A 15458-nucleotide genomic window follows, 5' to 3' on the forward strand; every position below is an offset into this window, starting at 1 on the left:
CCCGACCGGCGTCCGTCGCCGGGGGTCGACCTTTCAGCCCCGTTCGGGGCTGACCCGCAGGTCAGGGCCTACACAGCGGGGGCCGCCTTCGTCATCGCGTTGATGACCCGGTCCATCGCGTCCCCGCCTCGGGGGTCGGTCAGGTTGGCCAGCAGCTTGAGGACGAAGCGCATGAGCAGCGGATGTGGCATTCCGTGTTTGGTCGCCAACCGCATGATCTCCGGCTTGCCGATCAGCTTGACAAAGATCCCGCCGAGTCGGTAATAGCCCCCGAACCGGTCCTTGAGCACCTGCGGGTACGCCATCAGCGCCCGCTCCCGCTCCGGACCCGCCGATCGGGCCAGCGCCTGGACCGCGACCTCCGCGGCAAGCTCACCGGACTCCATCGCGTACGCGATGCCTTCGCCGTTGAAGGGGTTGACCATGCCACCGGAGTCACCGACGAGCAGCACGCCCCGGGTGTAGTGCGGAACCCGGTTGAAGCCCATCGGCAGTGCGGCACCGAGGATCGGACCCTCGGCGTTGGCCTCGTCGGCCATCCCCCAGTCCGGCGGGGTGTTTGCCAGCCACTCGGTGAGCAGCCGACGGTAGTTCGTCTTGCCGAAGGCGTTCGACGAGTTGAGGATGCCCAGGCCCACGTTGACCCGGCCGTCACCCAGGCCGAAGATCCAGCCGTACCCGGGGAGGAGCTTCTCGCTGCCCTTGGCCCGCAGTTCGAGCCAGGACTCCAGGTAGTCGTCGTCGTGGCGGGCCGGTGAGCGGTAGTACCGCCGGACCGCGACCCCGAGTGGACGGTCCTCCCGCTTGGCCATTCCGAGGGCGAGCGGGAAGCGCCCGGAGACGCCGTCGGCCGCCACCACCAGGGGTGCCCGGAAGGTGGCCGGCTCCTTGCCCGGACCGACCTCGGCCTCGACCCCGACGACGTGGTTGCCCGCGTCGAACACCGGCCCGGTCACGTTGACGCCGGTGCACAGCTTGGCACCGGCCGCCACCGCCTGGCGGGCGAGCAGGTCGTCGAAGTCCAGCCGGGTGCGGACCAGCCCGTAGTTGGGGTAGCTGGCCAGGTCCGGCCAGTCGAGTTCGAGGCGGACGCCGCCACCGATGACCCGCAGGCCCCGGTTCTGCAGCCAGCCCGCCTCGGGGGACGTGTCCACGCCCATCCGGATCAGCTGCCGGACCGCCCGAGGGGTCAGCCCGTCACCGCAGACCTTCTCCCGGGGGAACTCGGTCTTCTCCAACAACAGCACTCGTACGCCGTGCCGGGCCAGGTGGTACGCGGTCGCCGAGCCACCGGGTCCGGCGCCGACGACGATCACGTCGGCATCGTGCTCCACCGCGGTCATCCGCGCCTCCTCCCGTTCGCTCGTGAAATGCTTCACAAGCCGGACGGTGAGGAGTCTATGACCGTCGTAACACGCCGGACGGGTTAGGCAAACCTAAGTTACCGAGGTGACAGCGGGTGACACCGGTTCGTTTTCCGATTTCTCCCTGATTCCGATCCGGTTTCCGGTACCGATCTCGACCAACAATGATCACCGACGATGCGACCCCGTCCGACGCCCCACCCTCAGTGGTGACCCCCGGTGACCGGGTTCGAGTCGACGTCCCGACGGATCGCTTCCGGTAGATGTTCGCGCAGACTGCCACCGGCGGCCCGGTCCAGCGCCGCCAGCACCTCGGAGACCACCTGACGGGCGGCCACCGGGTCGGCCCCGGCCAACTCCTTGAGCTGGGCCACCAGCTCGGCGGCATCGTCCTCGGTGGCCGGCTCACCGGCCGACGGGTCTGCTCCGGTCATGCGCGCAGCCTACGGGCGAAATGGACAAAACTCCGGGGTTTCGGATTTCGTACCAGAACGCCGGAAGAGGCGTACCCGCCGGTTGCGACGGAGACCGCTCACCGACTGGCGGTGCGCGCAGTCGACACCGGGCGACCGGTCAGGAACGGGTGGCCCGGTGCAGGGCGACGACGCCCCCGGTGAGGTTGCGCCAGGCGACCCGCTGCCATCCGGACCCCGCGATCCGACCTGCCAGACCGGCCTGGTCCGGCCAGGCCCGGATCGACTCGGCCAGATAGACGTACGCCTCGGGGTTGCTGGACACCGTCCGGGCCACCGTCGGCAACGATCGCATCAGGTACGACAGGTAGACAGTCCGGAACGCCGGATTCACCGGGGTGCTGAACTCGCAGACCACCATCCGGCCGCCGGGCCGGGTGACCCGGGCGAACTCCCGCAGGGCAGCCTCGGGGTCGGCCACGTTGCGCAGGGCGAAGGAGATGGTCACCGCGTCGAAGCTGGCGTCGGCGAAGGGCAGCCGCAGCGCGTCCCCGGCCAGCAACGGCAGCGTGGGACGGGTCCGCCGACCGGCGGCCAGCATGCCGAGGGACAGGTCCAGGCCGACCGCGTACGCCCCGGACTGGGTCAACTCCTCGGTGGAGACTCCGGTCCCCGCCCCGACGTCGAGCACCCGCTCGCCGGGGAGCAGGTCGAGGGCGGCCCGGGTGGCCCGTCGCCAGAACCGGTCCTGACCGAAAGAGAGCACGGTGTTGGTCAGGTCGTACCGCGCCGCCACCCCGTCGAACATCGCGGCGACCTCGTGCGGCTGCTTGTCCAGACCGGCGCGCTGACCCTGCGGCATACCACTCACCCCTCCACTCTGCCAGCCTCCCCCCGGCGGCAGGGAAGTGCCCCCTCCCATCGCTCGCCCTTCCCCTCGGCGCGCAGGGGGACCCTTGCTCTCGGCGGGCGGGGAGCGGACACAGTCGGGGCGGAACGGGTGACCCCGTCCCGCCCCGACTGCCGTGCGTTATGTGAACGGCCCGCGCGGGCCGATGGAGGACGAACCTCGCCAGTTGCTCAGTTGCCGGACTTCTCGTCCGCAGGGGCGACCAGGACCACCCGGCGCCGCCGGGACACCAGGAACATCGCCCCGCCCGCGAGCAGGACGGCCACCCCGAGGCCACCGATCAGACCGGCCTGCGGGCCGGTGACCGGGAGGCCGGGCGGCTCCTCGCCACCGCCACCGTCGCCGCCCCGAGCAGCCACGATGACAGCGTAGCGGTCGGTGTTGTCAGAGGCGTCGATGTCCTCGACGTCGGTCAGGACTGTGACGTTCTTCGGCAGCGACTTCGGTTTGGCGGTGGCGGTACGCAGCTCACCGGCGAGCGGCTCCACAGTGACCTCACCCCCGGAGAGGCTGCCGGCCTTCACACCCTTGGCGACGGTGAGCAGGTGGAGGAACCCGTACCCCTCGACGTCACCCTCGTCGTCGCTGTGGAACGGGGCCAGCGGCAGGTTCCGGTGGGTGCAGACGGCCGAGGTGCGGCCCCCGTCGTACTCGCAGTTCTCGTCGGTCTCGGTGAAGGTGACCCCCTTGGGCAGGGTGACCCTGACCCGGAGTCCGGCGGCTGCCTCGTCACCCTGGTTGAGTCCGAAGTACGTCAGGACGCCGGTCTCGCCGGCGTGCAGGTCGCCGAGGACCCGGAGTTCGCCGCCCTTGACCTCCACCGACTGCTTGACGTCGTCGGCCAGGACGAACAGGTCGGGGCCGCTCTTCTTGGTCAGCTCCAGCTTCGCGGTCCGACGGTTGTTCGACTTGTCGGTGTCGTCCGGCGACGAGATGGTCACCGTGACGGGGGCCGAGTACGCCCCCTTACGCTCGCCGAACTTGAACACCACGATCGGGAGGTCCAGGGTCTCCCCCGGGCCGGGCAGTTCGTCGGAGGGCACGGCGCAGGTCCACCGGGCCATCCGTTCCTCGCTGCCCTCGATCTCGCAGTCGGTTCCGGCCGGTGCCGCGAGGACGTACCTGATGTCGACCTTCGACACGTCGATGCTCACGGAGAGGGCGGTCGGGGTGTTCTTCCCCCGATTCGTGATCTTGGCGAAGGCCAGTTTCAGCGGGGTCTCATCCGCCAGCCGGGTGCCGACCACGTCCAGCGAGAGGTCGGTCCCGGTGGGGGCGGCGTACGCCGGGGCACCGAGCCCGGCGACGGTGCCGGCGGCGAGCAGTACGGCAGCACCGAACCGGGCCGGCCGCCGACCACGAAAGATCATCAAGGGTTCTCCCGCAGGATGAAGGGGGTATGAGCGGGCACGCTAGCTCCCGCTCGACACCTTCGCCACCCCGCCCATGCCCTGTAGACGAGCCGTCTCGACCGATCCCCGCATCCAGACTGTCCGATATTTACGGAGATGCTGCGGGAAGGCCGTGATGGCTTTCCCCCGAACGGCCACCTCGACCACCATCTTCGACCGGGCAACCCCGGCCGGTACGCCCGATCAACCGGCCGGTCGGCACCCCACTGCGGTACCCGTACCGAGACGCAACCGCAACCGATCCGTGCCCGGCGGCGGTCAGTTCACCGGGGTCAGCGGCAGCGACTTCCCGGCCCCGCCGCCCGGCATGGCGATCGAGGAGAAGTGGGACACCACCCGCTCGTCGACCGGGTCGTCGGCCGGGGTGTGGTGCACCGCCAACCGGTTGTAGAGGGTGTCCCGCTGGGCGGGGACCCGACCGGCGGTACGGATCATGCCGATCAGCTCGTGCAGGTTGGACCGGTGACGGGCACCGGCCGAGGAGATGACGTTCTCCTCCAACATGATCGACCCGAGGTCGTCGACGCCCATGTGGAGGCTGAGCTGACCGACGTCCTTGCCGGTGGTCAGCCAGGACGCCTGCAGGTGCGGGACGGTCTCGAAGAAGAGCCGGGCCACCGCGATCAGCCGCAGGTACTCGAGGGTGGTCGCCTGGGTGCGCCCCTTGAGATGGTTGTTCTCCGGCTGGTACGTCCACGGGATGAACGCCCGGAACCCACCCGTACGGTCCTGGACGTCCCGGATCATCCGCAGGTGCTCGATCCGTTCGGCGTTGGTCTCGCCGGTGCCCATCATCATCGTGGCGGTCGACTCCACGCCCTGACGGTGGGCCAGCTCCATGACCTCCAGCCACCGCTCGCCGGACTCCTTGAGCGGGGCGATCGCCCTACGCGGACGCTCCGGGAGCATCTCCGCCCCGGCCCCGGCGATCGAGTCCAGCCCGGCGGTCTTGATCCGGGCGATCGCCTCGTCCAGGCTCACCCCGGAGACCTTCGCCATGTGCAGGATCTCGCTCGGCCCGATCGAGTGGATCGCCAACTGCGGGTACGCCTGCTTGACCGAGGAGAACAGCTCCTCGTAGTACTCCACCCCGTAGTCCGGGTGGTGCCCGCCCTGGAGCATCACCTGGGTGGCCCCCAGCTCGACGGCCTCCCCGCAGCGGCGCAGGATCTCCTCGGTGGGGTGCGTCCACCCCTCCTTGTGCTTCGGGGCACGGTAGAACGCGCAGAACTTGCACGCCGTGACGCAGACGTTCGTGTAGTTGATGTTGCGATCGATCAGGTACGTGACGACGTTGTCCGGGTACCGCCGCCGCCGGACCGCGTCGGCCGCCTCCCCCAACGCGTGGAACGGCGCCTCGGTGTAGAGCGACAGCGCCTCCTCGGGCGTGATCCGCCCGCCGTCCGCGCCGCGCTGCAGGATGTCGTCGATCTCCCGGCTCCTCGTCACACCCCGAGCCTACGCCGCCCCCCGACCTCCCCCCTCCCCCCTTCCCCCGCTCCCCACCCCCACCCACCCACCCCCTCCCGCCCCCACCCCCCACACCCCCCACACCCCCACCCAGCCCCCGGTGATCAAGGGGTTTGCGTCATCCGGCGTGGCAGTCCTGACGCAAACCCCTTGATCACCGGGTTCCTGCGGGGGAGGCAGGGGGGAGCAGGGGGATTGGGGGTCAGGCGTCGTAGTCGATGGTCAGGGTGTTGGTGGTGGGGGTGGACTGGCAGGTCAGGACGTATCCGGCGGCCACCTCGTCCGGTTCCAGGGCGTAGTTGCGGGCCATCGTCACCGCCCCGTCGACCACCTTCGCCCGGCAGGTCGAGCAGACCCCGCCCTTGCAGGCGTACGGGAGTTCGGGGCGGACCTTCAGCGCCGCGTCCAGCACCCGCTCGCCGGCGCCCATGGCGATCCGGGACGACCTACCGTCCAGCACGATGGTCACCTCCGCACCGGCGGCCCGGTCCTCGACCCGGCGTACCGGCTCGGGTGGGGCGTCGACGTGGAACAGTTCGGTGTGCACCGCGGTGTCGGGCACCCCCCGCCCGGCCAGCACCGCCCGGGCGTCGGTGACCATGCCGTACGGGCCGCAGAGGAACCACTCCTCGATGGCGTCGGCGGGGACGACGGTGTCCAGCAGCCGGGTCAGCCGTTCGGCGTCGATGCGGCCGGAGAGCACTGGTGACTCGCCCAGCTCCCGGGACAGGACGTGCACCAGGTGCAGCCGGGTCGGGTAGCGGTCCTTCAGGTCGGCCAACTCCTCGGCGAACATCACCGAGTTGGCGGTGCGGTTGCCGTACACCAGGGTGAAGGTGCTGGCCTGCTCGACGGCCAGGGCCGTGGCGACCAGGCCGAGGACGGGGGTGATCCCGGAACCGGCGACGACAGCGCCGTAGCGGCGCACCCGCTCCGGCGCGAAGGCCGAGGTGAAGTGGCCCAGGGGCGGCAGGACCTCGACTGTGTCGCCGGACCGCAGGGCGCGGCAGGCGAACGCGGAGAACGCCCCCCCGGGGACCTCCCGGACCCCGATCCGCAGCCGTCCGTGCCGGGCCAGTTCCTGGGGGGTCGAGCAGATCGAGTACGACCGGCGAACGTCCGCCCCGCCAGCGGCCACAGCCACGTCCGCGCCGCCAGGGGCAGCATCGGCGGAGGCGGCGGTGTCAGTCGACCGCCGGACCGTCAGGTGCTGGCCGGCGGAGAACCCGAAGACGGCCCGCAGCTCCTCGGGTACGGCGAAGGTGACGGCCACGGCGTCGTCGGTGAGCCGGTCGACGGCGGCCACCGGCAGCGGGTGGAAGACCGGACGGCGACGGGCCGGGCGGGTGATGGTGACAGTCACAGTGCCTTCACATTGTCGAAGGGTTCCCGGCAGGAGCGGCACCGCCACAGCGCCTTGCACGCGGTGGAGCCGAAGCGGCTGACCTGCTCGGTCTCCGCCGATCCGCACTGCGGGCAGCGGACGGCGAGGGTCAGCGGCACCGCGCCGGGAGCGGCCGGCGCGGGTGGGGCGATCCCGGCGGCGGCGAGCTTCGCCCGGCCGACCTCGGAGATCCAGTCGGTGCTCCACGCGGGACTGTGCACCGTGTGCACCTCGGCCTCCGGATGGCCGACGGCGGCGAGGGCGCGACGGATGTCGGCGCGGATCACGTCCATCGCGGGACATCCGGTGTACGTCGGGGTGATGGTGACCGTCACCCGGCCGGTGTCCGGATCCTCCTGCACCGACCGGAGGATGCCGAGGTCGTCGATGGTGACCACCCGGATCTCCGGATCCACCACCGCCGCCACCGCCTCCCTGGGAGCCGAAGCCGCCGCCGCCCTGGGGGCCGAAGCCACCGCCTCCGCCGCCCTGGGAGCCGGAGCCGGAGCCGAAGCCGCCGCCACTGCCACCTCCCTGCGCGCTACCACGACGCCCCCGGATGCGCCCGGTGCAGGACCTGGAACTCGGCGAGGAGGAACCCCAGGTGCTCGGTGTGCACCCCGTCCCGACCACCGGCGGGTCCCCAGTCGTCAGTCGGACGGGTCAGCGTCGCCTCGGTCAGCACCGGCTCCACGGTGCCCAGCCACTCGTCGCGCAGGGTCGCCGGGGCGGGCACCACCCCCTGCTCGTCGAGGCGGGCGGTCACCTCGTCGGCGGCGAACAGCTCACCTGTGTACGGCCAGATCTGGTCCACCGCCGCCTGCATCCGCCGGTGCGACTGGTCGGTGCCGTCCCCGAGCCGCTTCACCCACACCGTCGCGTGGTCGAGGTGGTAGGCCGACTCCTTGCGGGCCTTCGCAGCGATCGCGGCGAGCCGCTCGTCGCTGGAGGCGACCAGCCTGTCGTACTGGATCCGCTGGTAGGCGGCGAGGAAGAGGAGCTTCGCCATGGTCACCGCGAAGTCGCCGTTGGGCAGCTCGACCAGGAGACAGTTGCGGAACTCCCGGTCGTCACGCAGGTACGCCAACGCGTCCTCGTCCCGACCGGCGCCCTCCAGTTCGCCCGCGTACGTCAGCAGCAGCCGCGCCGCCCCGAGCTGGTCGAGGGCGATGTTGGCCAGCGCGACGTCCTCTTCCATCTCGGGTGCCCGGGTGGTCCACTCGGCCAGCCGTTGGGCGGCGACCAGCGCGTCGTCGCCGAGGCGCAGGACGAACTCGAACAGGTCGCTCACAGGTGCGCCACCCCGTCCGGGACCTCGTAGAAGGTGGGATGCCGGTAGACCTTGTCGGCGGCCGGGTCGAAGAACGCGTCCTTCTCGTCCGGGCTCGACGCGGTGATCGCCGCCGCCGGCACCACCCACAGCGACACCCCCTCCTGGCGGCGGGTGTAGAGGTCCCGGGCGTTGCGCAGGGCCAGTTCGGCGTCGGGGGCGTGCAGACTGCCGACGTGGGTGTGGGACAGCCCGCGCCGGGCTCGGACGAACACCTCCCACAGCGGGGACGGGCTGTCCGCCCGGGGCTGGTCGGGGTCGCTCATGCCACCACCGTCTCCTTCTTCTCGGCGCGCTTGGCGGCGTACGCCGTCGCGGCCTCCCGTACCCAGGCGCCGTCGGCGTGGGCCTGTCGGCGGTGTGCCATCCGCTGTCGGTTGCACGGGCCGTTGCCCTTGATCACCCGCATCAGCTCGTCGTAGTCGGGCTGGGTGTAGTCGTACGCCTGACGCTCGGCGTTCCAGCGCAGGTCGGGGTCGGGGATCCGAACTCCGAGGAGCTCCGCCTGTTGGACGCACATGTCCACGAAGCGCTGCCGCAGCTCGTCGTTGGAGAACCGCTTGATCTTCCAGGCCATGGACTGTTCCGAGTGGGTGGAGTCGGAGTCCGGCGGGCCGAACATCGCCAGCGACGGGTACCACCATCTGTCGATCGCGTCCTGGGCCATCGCCCGTTGGGCCGGGGTGCCGTGCGACAGGGTGTGCAGGATCTCGTACCCCTGGCGCTGGTGGAACGACTCCTCCTTGCAGACCCGGATCATGGCGCGGGCGTACGGGCCGTAGGAGCAGCGGCACAGGGGCACCTGGTTGACGATCGCCGCCCCGTCCACCAGCCAGCCGATCGCCCCGACGTCCGCCCAGGTCAGGGTGGGGTAGTTGAAGATCGAGCTGTACTTCTGCCGGCCGGCGAGCAGCAGGTCGACCAGCTCGTCCCGGGTGATCCCGAGGGTCTCGGCCGCCGCGTAGAGGTAGAGGCCGTGTCCGGCCTCGTCCTGGACCTTGGCCAGCAGGATCGCCTTGCGCTTGAGGGAGGGCGCCCGGCTGATCCAGTTCCCCTCCGGCTGCATCCCGATGATCTCGGAGTGGGCGTGCTGGGCGATCTGCCGGATCAGGGTCCGGCGGTACGCCTCGGGCATCCAGTCCCGGGGTTCGATCTTCTGGTCGGCCTCGATCACGCCGGTGAAGTACGCCGACAGGTCGGTGCCGGGTTCCCCGGCCGGCTCCTGACGCTTGCGGGCAGCCGCCTCGCGGAGGTCCGCCTCCGCCGCTTCGACCTCACCGAGCAGGCCACCGCCGGGTGTGTCGTCGCCGGCGAAGTCGTTGCCATACATGCCGACAAGTGTTACAGCTCGCCCCTCGGTGCACCAGAGGGTGTAACAGAATTCCGAGTGGCCCTTGCGTCACCGATCGACCCGTCCGGGCCGTTGTCGGACGTGGACTGCGATGTGAGGTAGGACACGTCCGGAAGATGAATCCGTCCAAGGAACACATACCGGGCCGATCTTCCGGCATTCGGGCGCGTCGAGGCCTGCCGCACCCTGGCGTCGGCCTGCACCGGACGTAAACTTTGCCGGTCACACCGAGCAGGGCGATCACGGCCGCCAGGGCGACCCCAGCCTTCCCCCAGCCATCGGCGGCCGACCCTCGTTCGGCTCAAAAACCCGGTCTCCCCCGGCCCTGACCTCTGGAGTTCGCCCACTCATGCGATCTCGCGTGATCAAGGTGCTCGCCGTCGTGGCGGTCCTGCTCGGCGGTGTCCTGCTGGTGCCGAGCGCGTACGCCCGACTCACAAACACCCCGCCCACCGGCGAGGGCGCCGCAGTCGCCTGGACCGCGCCGGAGCCCACCGAGCCACCGCCGCCCACGCTCGCCGACGCACCGGTGTCGGTGAACTTCAAGGGCGACTTCTTCTCCTGGGCACTGCTCGACCACGCCACCGGGGAGATCTCCGGGGCGAAGAACATGGCGAAGACCAACTCGACCGAGTCCATGATCAAGGCTTGGTTCGCCGCCGACTACCTCCGCGAACTCGGGGACGAACCGATCCCGGGCAGGTTCCGGCGGGACATCGTCACGTCAATCCGGGACAGCAACGACGACGCCGCCAACCGGCTGTACTCCGCAGTCGGTGGGCCGGCCTCCATCCGCGAGATGATCCTTGTGTGCGACCTGACCGACACCCGCCCCGGCCGGGTCCCCGGCTACCAGGGTTGGTGGTCCTTCACCGAGATGTCCGCCCGGGACGCGGTCCGGCTCGGTCGCTGCCTCGCCGACGGCACCGCCGCCGGGCCGACCCACACCGAGTTCCTGCTCGACGAGATGAGCAAGGTCCGAGGCACCACCGCCGACGCCGACCAGCAGCGTCGGGAGGGCGGCGGCCGGTGGGGGATCATCGACGGTCTCCCCGAGGCGATCCTCGACCAGGGACCGGTCGCCATCAAGAACGGCTGGACTCCATTGAACTATGACGGCAACTGGCACGTGAACTGTCTTGCCGTCACCGAGAAGTGGAGCCTCGCCGTGCTGCTGCGTTATCCCATCGCGAACGGTCTCGACTACGGCGCGGACATCTGCGCCACTGTCGCCACCCAACTGGTCAGCCCGCAACCCGGTGCCGCCCTCAAGGTGCCGCAGCAACCCGTGGGCAAGCTCTGATGCCCGGTGACCGTCGCAACCGCCGCCGACCCCGGCGGGACGGAACATCCCCGTTACAACTCGTCGCCATCGCGTCGGTGCTGCTCGGACTGGTCCTGATCTCGCTGCGGCTGTTGCCCGGCTCCCCGCTGGAGTCCATCGCCGCGGCCCGCTGGGGCGACGTGCCCGACACCACCAGCCGGGGCGGGGAGGCGACGAGCACGGACCGCAGTTCCCGGCCGACCCCGTCGCCCAGCCCCTCGCCCGACCCGCTCCCGTTCGACCTGACCAGCACCAGCATCGACGTCGAGATCGACGGCTGGTACGGCTGGAGCGTCATGGACACCCGCAGCGGCGAGATCACCGGCTCGAAGAACATGGACGAGACGAGCACCACCGCATCACTGATCAAGTCCTGGATCGTGGCCGACTACCTCCGCCGCGCCGACGAGGCCGGCGAGAAGCCCGGTGACGGCAAGCTCAACGACGCCACCTTGATCATCCGTGACAGCGACAACCTCCGGACCGAGCGGCTCTACACCGAGGTCGGCCGGGCCGCGTCGATCAAGCGGATGATCAGGATCTGCGAGATGACAGACAGCAGCGTGGCCGACGACAAGGGCTGGAGCCGGACGAACCTCTCCCCCCGGGACACCACCCGGCTGGGACAGTGCATCGCCGACGGCCGCGCCGCCGGACCGGAGTGGACCGACTGGCTGCTCAAGGAGATGCGCCTGGTCCGGGGCTCGGGTGACTTCGGCATCCGCAAGGCGTTCTCGGCGAAGGTGGGCAAGACCATCGCCATCAAGAACGGCTGGGTCGACCGGATCGAAGAGCAGGAGATCCACGTCAACTGCCTCGCCATCGGCGAGGACTGGACGATGGGCGTGATGCTCCGCTACCCCATCAACCGGGGGTACGAGTACGGCATGGACAACTGCGAGAAGGTCACCGACACCCTCCTGCGCCGCCCCTGAAGAAAGGGCCCCTTTTTAACGCCTACGGCCATAGGGGGCACCCTTCTCACCACCCCGAGAGCCCGCAGACGTGGGCGGGGTCAGCGAAGTAGCGGGCGGGTCAGCGAAGTAGCGGGCGGGTCAGCGAAGTAGCGGGCGGGTCAGCGAAGTAGCGGGCGGGTCAGCGAAGTAGCGGGCGGGTCAGCCGGTGAAGAACGCCGGGCCGCCCGCAGGAAGCGACGGGGCGGCCCCGACGGCCGCCGCGCGACCGGCGAACTCCCGCAGCCCGGCCACCTGCCGCTCGCCCAGCGAGAAGTCCAGGACCCGGAAGTACGAGGCGAGCGTCGCCGCGTCGAACGGCTCCCACCGGGCTGCCGCCTCGGCGACCTGGTCCAGCTCGGCCAGGCAGAGGTCACGCGATCGTAGGAACGCCTCGTGCACCTCCTTGACCATCCCCGGGTGGGCGGCGGCGAAGTCACGGCGTACGGCCCAGACGGCGAAGACCATCGGCAGACCGGTCCACTCCTGCCAGGCCTGACCGAGGTCGGTGACCTCCAGCCCACGCCGGGGTGCCTCGTAGAGGGCTCGGAGCGCCACGTCGCCGATGAGGACCCCGGCATCGGCCTCCAGCAGCATCTGGGTCAGGTCGGGCGGGCACCGGAAGTACTCGGGGCGTACCCCGTACCGCTCGCCGAGCAGCAGCTGGGCCAGGAGGACGCCGGTCCGTGACGTCGAGCCGAGCGCCACCTTCCCGTCGCCGAGGTCGGCCAGCGGACGGGTGGAGACGATGTTGACCGACAGGACCGGGCCGTCGCTGCCGACCGCGAGGTCCGGCAGGAGCAGCAGTTCGTCGGCGTGCCGCAGGTACTCGACGTGCGAGATCGGCCCGATGTCCAGGTCCCCGGCGACGAGGGCGGCACTGAGCCGGTCCGGGGAGTCCTTGTGCAGGTCGACGTCGATGAGCGCCCCTGACCGCATCAGCCCCCAGTAGATCGGCAGGCAGTTCAGGAACTGGATGTGCCCCACTCGTGGTCGGGCGACGCGCTCAGCCATGCCCCGACCGTATCCCCGCCGCCTACGACCGACTCCGCCGAGGTCCGCCCCGTCGGAAAAGCGGTGCAGGTCGCTGACGGAAGACGGTAGGGTCCCGGGTCGTCTGACGGCCGAGGTGAGCACGCACCGCATCGGACGTCGTCGCGCCGGGCGTCGGCCATCCGCCCCGGAGACGCGAGCAGCACCCCACCGAAGCCGGAGTGCATCGTGCCCGCAGCCGACCCGACCCGCACCGCGACCGACCCGACCCGCACCGCAGCCGACCCGACCCGCACCGCGACCGACCCGACCCGCACCGCAGCCGACCCGCACCGCACCGCAGCCGACACGACCCGCACCGCGACCGACCCGCTCGCCGCCGAGCAGGCGCACCTGACCCTGTCCCGGGCCGCCCTGCGGCGGATGCGGGAACGGGCCGAGGCGTTGTACGCCACCGGCGACCGGGTGGCCGGGGACGCGTACACCGCCGAGCAGCTCGGTCGGCACCTGTCCCGGCGGGTCACCGAGCTGGCCGACCACCCGGACGCACCGCTGTTCTTCGGCAAGCTCACCTTCGCCCTGACCCATCCGGAGCACGGAGGTCGGGCGTACCACGTCGGGCGGCGACACGTCACCGACGAGACGGGTGAGCCCCTGGTGCTGGACTGGCGGGCACCACTGTCCCGGCTGTTCTACCGGGCCGGTGCCCGGGACCCCCGTCAGGTGGCGGTCCGCCGCCGGTTCGGGTTCGACAGGGGGACGCTGACCAGCTTCGAGGACGAGCACCTGGAACGGGGTGAGGAGCTGGGTACGGCCAGCCGGATCCTCACCGGCGAGATCGAGCGTCCCCGGTCGGGGCCGATGCGTGACATCGTCGCCACCATCCAACCCGAGCAGGACGAACTGGTCCGGGCCGACCTGGACACCTCGATCTGTGTGCAGGGCGCCCCGGGCACCGGGAAGACAGCGGTCGGGCTGCACCGGGCCGCGTACCTGCTCTACCTGCACCGGGAGCGGCTGCGTCGTTCGGGTGTGCTCGTGGTCGGGCCGAACCGGGCCTTCCTGGCGTACATCGCCGCCGTCCTGCCCGCCCTCGGCGAGGTGGAGGTCGAACAGACCACAGTGGACGATCTGGTCGCGCGGACTCCGGTACGTGCTGTGGACCCCCCGGAGGTGGCCGCCCTGAAACACGACGTACGGCTGGCCGAGGTGCTCCGCCGGGCCGTCGACGCGTACGTGTCCGGGGCGACCGAGCCGATACAGGTCTCCGACGGCTCGTACCGGTGGCGGATCGGGGTCGACCCGCTGAACCGGATCGTCGCGCAGACCCGTGCGGAGGGGCTGCCGTACGCGGTGGGCCGGGAGCGGGTCCGGGCCCGGGTGGTGGCTCTGCTGCAACGACAGGCGGAGGAGCGGCGCGCCGAGTCGCCGAGCGACGCCTGGCTGCGTCGGATGGGCCGGGTCGGGCCGGTCGTGGCCTTCCTCGACGCGGCCTGGCCGCCGCTGACCCCGGAGGGGGTGCTGCACCTGCTCCGCACCGACGGGCAGCGGCTGGCGGAGGCCGCCGACGGGCTGCTCACCCCGCAGGAGCAGGAGCTGTTCCGGTCGGGCCGGATCGGCCGGACCCCGAAGACGACCCGCTGGACCGCCGCCGACGCGGTCCTCGTCGACGAGGTCGCCGGGTTGTTGGAGCGTCCGCCCGGGTTCGGGCACGTCGTGGTCGACGAGGCACAGGACCTCTCCCCGATGCAGTGCCGGGTGCTCGCCCGGCGCAGCGAGCACGGGTCGGTGACCCTCCTCGGTGACCTGGCCCAGGGGACCGCCCCGTGGGCCGCCACCGACTGGCGGGAGTCCCTGGTCCACCTGGGCAAGCCGGACGCGGCGGTGGTGCCGTTGACTGTCGGGTTCCGGGTGCCCGCCGTCGTCGTGGAGTTGGCCAACCGGCTGTTGGCGACGCTCGCCGTCGACGTCCCCCCGGCGGAGTCGTTGCGCCGGGACGGGGCGTTGGAGGTGCGTACCGTGGCGGATCCGGTGGTGGCGACGGTGGCGGAGGTCCGGGCGGCGTTGGCGCACGACGGGTCGGTGGGGGTGATCGCCGCCGACGCGACAGTGGACCGCCTCCGGGCGGCACTGGCCGACGCCGGGATTCCCGCCGCGACCGCCGACGACGTCACCGCCGACTCGCGGGTCACGGTCGTCGGCGCGACGGCCGTCAAGGGCCTGGAGTACGACCACGTGGTGACAGTGGAACCGGCGGCGATCGTGGCGGCCGAGCCGCGCGGGTCGAACCGCCTGTACGTGGTCCTGACCCGGGCGGTCTCCCGCCTCACCGTCGTGCACACCGAGCCGCTCCCCGCCGCCCTGGCCGGTGACGGGTGAGTCGTTCCGTCCGTCGTCCTGACCGGTGACGGGTGAGCCGTCGGGGTCCGTCGTGCGGGGGACCGGTCGGTGCCGTCGGTCCTCCCCGGGAACCATTCCGATGTCGACATCCAGCGGGATTCGTCACTGGACTCGGGGCCAGAGGATGAACGTGTCTTGTTTCGTCCCCCGAGGG

14 protein-coding genes are annotated in these 15458 nt (G+C 71.0%); 3 read left to right on the forward strand and 11 right to left on the reverse strand.

Going from position 1 to position 15458, the window contains the following annotated elements:
- Positions 1 to 68: 68 nt before the first annotated feature.
- The 10 genes from ABT336_RS00750 to paaA form a co-directional block, all read right to left on the reverse strand.
- The gene (locus tag ABT336_RS00750) at positions 69 to 1343 is read right to left on the reverse strand and encodes a geranylgeranyl reductase family protein (RefSeq protein WP_350894397.1); all 1275 of its coding nucleotides are present in this window, start codon (positions 1341 to 1343) and stop codon (positions 69 to 71) included.
- 224 nt (positions 1344 to 1567) lie between these two features.
- Positions 1568 to 1798, reverse strand: coding sequence for a DUF2267 domain-containing protein (locus ABT336_RS00755; protein WP_350894352.1), 231 nt, complete (start codon positions 1796 to 1798; stop codon positions 1568 to 1570).
- Positions 1799 to 1937: 139 nt separating this feature from the next.
- The gene (locus ABT336_RS00760; RefSeq protein WP_350894398.1) at positions 1938 to 2639 is read right to left on the reverse strand and encodes a demethylmenaquinone methyltransferase; all 702 of its coding nucleotides are present in this window, start codon (positions 2637 to 2639) and stop codon (positions 1938 to 1940) included.
- Between the two features lie 218 nt (positions 2640 to 2857).
- Entirely contained in the window at positions 2858 to 4057 is a 1200-nt protein-coding gene (locus ABT336_RS00765; protein ID WP_350894353.1) for a hypothetical protein, read from the reverse strand.
- A 300-nt stretch (positions 4058 to 4357) separates the two neighbouring features.
- On the reverse strand, positions 4358 to 5548 hold the full coding sequence (gene mqnC / locus ABT336_RS00770) for a cyclic dehypoxanthinyl futalosine synthase (protein WP_350894354.1): 1191 nt from the start codon (positions 5546 to 5548) through the stop codon (positions 4358 to 4360).
- Positions 5549 to 5771: 223 nt separating this feature from the next.
- Entirely contained in the window at positions 5772 to 6932 is a 1161-nt protein-coding gene (paaE, locus tag ABT336_RS00775; protein ID WP_350894355.1) for a 1,2-phenylacetyl-CoA epoxidase subunit PaaE, read from the reverse strand.
- A complete protein-coding gene (gene paaD, locus ABT336_RS00780) occupies positions 6929 to 7429 on the reverse strand; it encodes a 1,2-phenylacetyl-CoA epoxidase subunit PaaD (protein ID WP_350894356.1) in 501 nt (166 codons plus the stop codon). Before paaD ends, paaE begins: the two co-directional genes overlap by 4 nt.
- Positions 7430 to 7494: 65 nt before the next feature.
- Positions 7495 to 8244, reverse strand: a complete 750-nt coding sequence (paaC, locus tag ABT336_RS00785; RefSeq protein WP_350894357.1) for a 1,2-phenylacetyl-CoA epoxidase subunit PaaC — start codon at positions 8242 to 8244, stop codon at positions 7495 to 7497.
- Positions 8241 to 8549: a 1,2-phenylacetyl-CoA epoxidase subunit PaaB gene (paaB, locus tag ABT336_RS00790; protein ID WP_350894358.1), complete on the reverse strand. Its 309-nt coding sequence runs from the start codon at positions 8547 to 8549 to the stop codon at positions 8241 to 8243. The genes paaC and paaB overlap by 4 nt, the downstream gene beginning before the upstream one ends.
- Entirely contained in the window at positions 8546 to 9613 is a 1068-nt protein-coding gene (gene paaA, locus ABT336_RS00795) for a 1,2-phenylacetyl-CoA epoxidase subunit PaaA (RefSeq protein ID WP_350894359.1), read from the reverse strand. Before paaA ends, paaB begins: the two co-directional genes overlap by 4 nt.
- Before the next feature lie 370 nt (positions 9614 to 9983).
- On the opposite strand from paaA, the gene ABT336_RS00800 reads away from it, so the two are divergent.
- Both ABT336_RS00800 and ABT336_RS00805 read left to right on the forward strand, forming a co-directional pair.
- Complete coding sequence (locus tag ABT336_RS00800) at positions 9984 to 10937, forward strand: hypothetical protein (protein ID WP_350894360.1); 954 nt, start codon at positions 9984 to 9986, stop codon at positions 10935 to 10937.
- Positions 10937 to 11893 (forward strand): serine hydrolase, encoded by a 957-nt coding sequence (locus tag ABT336_RS00805; protein ID WP_350894361.1) that lies wholly within the window; start codon positions 10937 to 10939, stop codon positions 11891 to 11893. The genes ABT336_RS00800 and ABT336_RS00805 overlap by 1 nt, the downstream gene beginning before the upstream one ends.
- 180 nt (positions 11894 to 12073) lie before the next feature.
- Here ABT336_RS00805 and ABT336_RS00810 read toward each other — a convergent pair whose 3' ends face one another.
- Positions 12074 to 12925, reverse strand: coding sequence for a menaquinone biosynthetic enzyme MqnA/MqnD family protein (locus ABT336_RS00810; RefSeq protein ID WP_350894362.1), 852 nt, complete (start codon positions 12923 to 12925; stop codon positions 12074 to 12076).
- Positions 12926 to 13297: 372 nt separating this feature from the next.
- Between ABT336_RS00810 and ABT336_RS00815 the strand changes: the two genes are divergently transcribed.
- Positions 13298 to 15283, forward strand: coding sequence for a HelD family protein (locus tag ABT336_RS00815; protein WP_502891072.1), 1986 nt, complete (start codon positions 13298 to 13300; stop codon positions 15281 to 15283).
- Positions 15284 to 15458 lie beyond the last annotated feature (175 nt).

Origin of the sequence: Micromonospora sp. NPDC000207, assembly GCF_040300925.1 — a bacterium.
Taxonomy (GTDB): Bacteria; Actinomycetota; Actinomycetes; order Mycobacteriales; family Micromonosporaceae; genus Micromonospora.

Excerpts from the sequence above, each read along its gene's own strand:
- ABT336_RS00750 (WP_350894397.1), bottom strand. The coding sequence starts at position 1,343 with ATGACCGCGGTGGAGCACGATGCCGACGTGATCGTCGTCGGCGCCGGA.
- ABT336_RS00755 (WP_350894352.1), bottom strand. The coding sequence starts at position 1,798 with ATGACCGGAGCAGACCCGTCGGCCGGTGAGCCGGCCACCGAGGACGAT.
- ABT336_RS00760 (WP_350894398.1), bottom strand. The coding sequence starts at position 2,639 with ATGCCGCAGGGTCAGCGCGCCGGTCTGGACAAGCAGCCGCACGAGGTC.
- ABT336_RS00765 (WP_350894353.1), bottom strand. The coding sequence starts at position 4,057 with ATGATCTTTCGTGGTCGGCGGCCGGCCCGGTTCGGTGCTGCCGTACTG.
- paaB (WP_350894358.1), bottom strand. The coding sequence starts at position 8,549 with ATGAGCGACCCCGACCAGCCCCGGGCGGACAGCCCGTCCCCGCTGTGG.
- paaA (WP_350894359.1), bottom strand. The coding sequence starts at position 9,613 with ATGTATGGCAACGACTTCGCCGGCGACGACACACCCGGCGGTGGCCTG.
- ABT336_RS00800 (WP_350894360.1), top strand. The coding sequence starts at position 9,984 with ATGCGATCTCGCGTGATCAAGGTGCTCGCCGTCGTGGCGGTCCTGCTC.
- ABT336_RS00805 (WP_350894361.1), top strand. The coding sequence starts at position 10,937 with ATGCCCGGTGACCGTCGCAACCGCCGCCGACCCCGGCGGGACGGAACA.
- ABT336_RS00810 (WP_350894362.1), bottom strand. The coding sequence starts at position 12,925 with ATGGCTGAGCGCGTCGCCCGACCACGAGTGGGGCACATCCAGTTCCTG.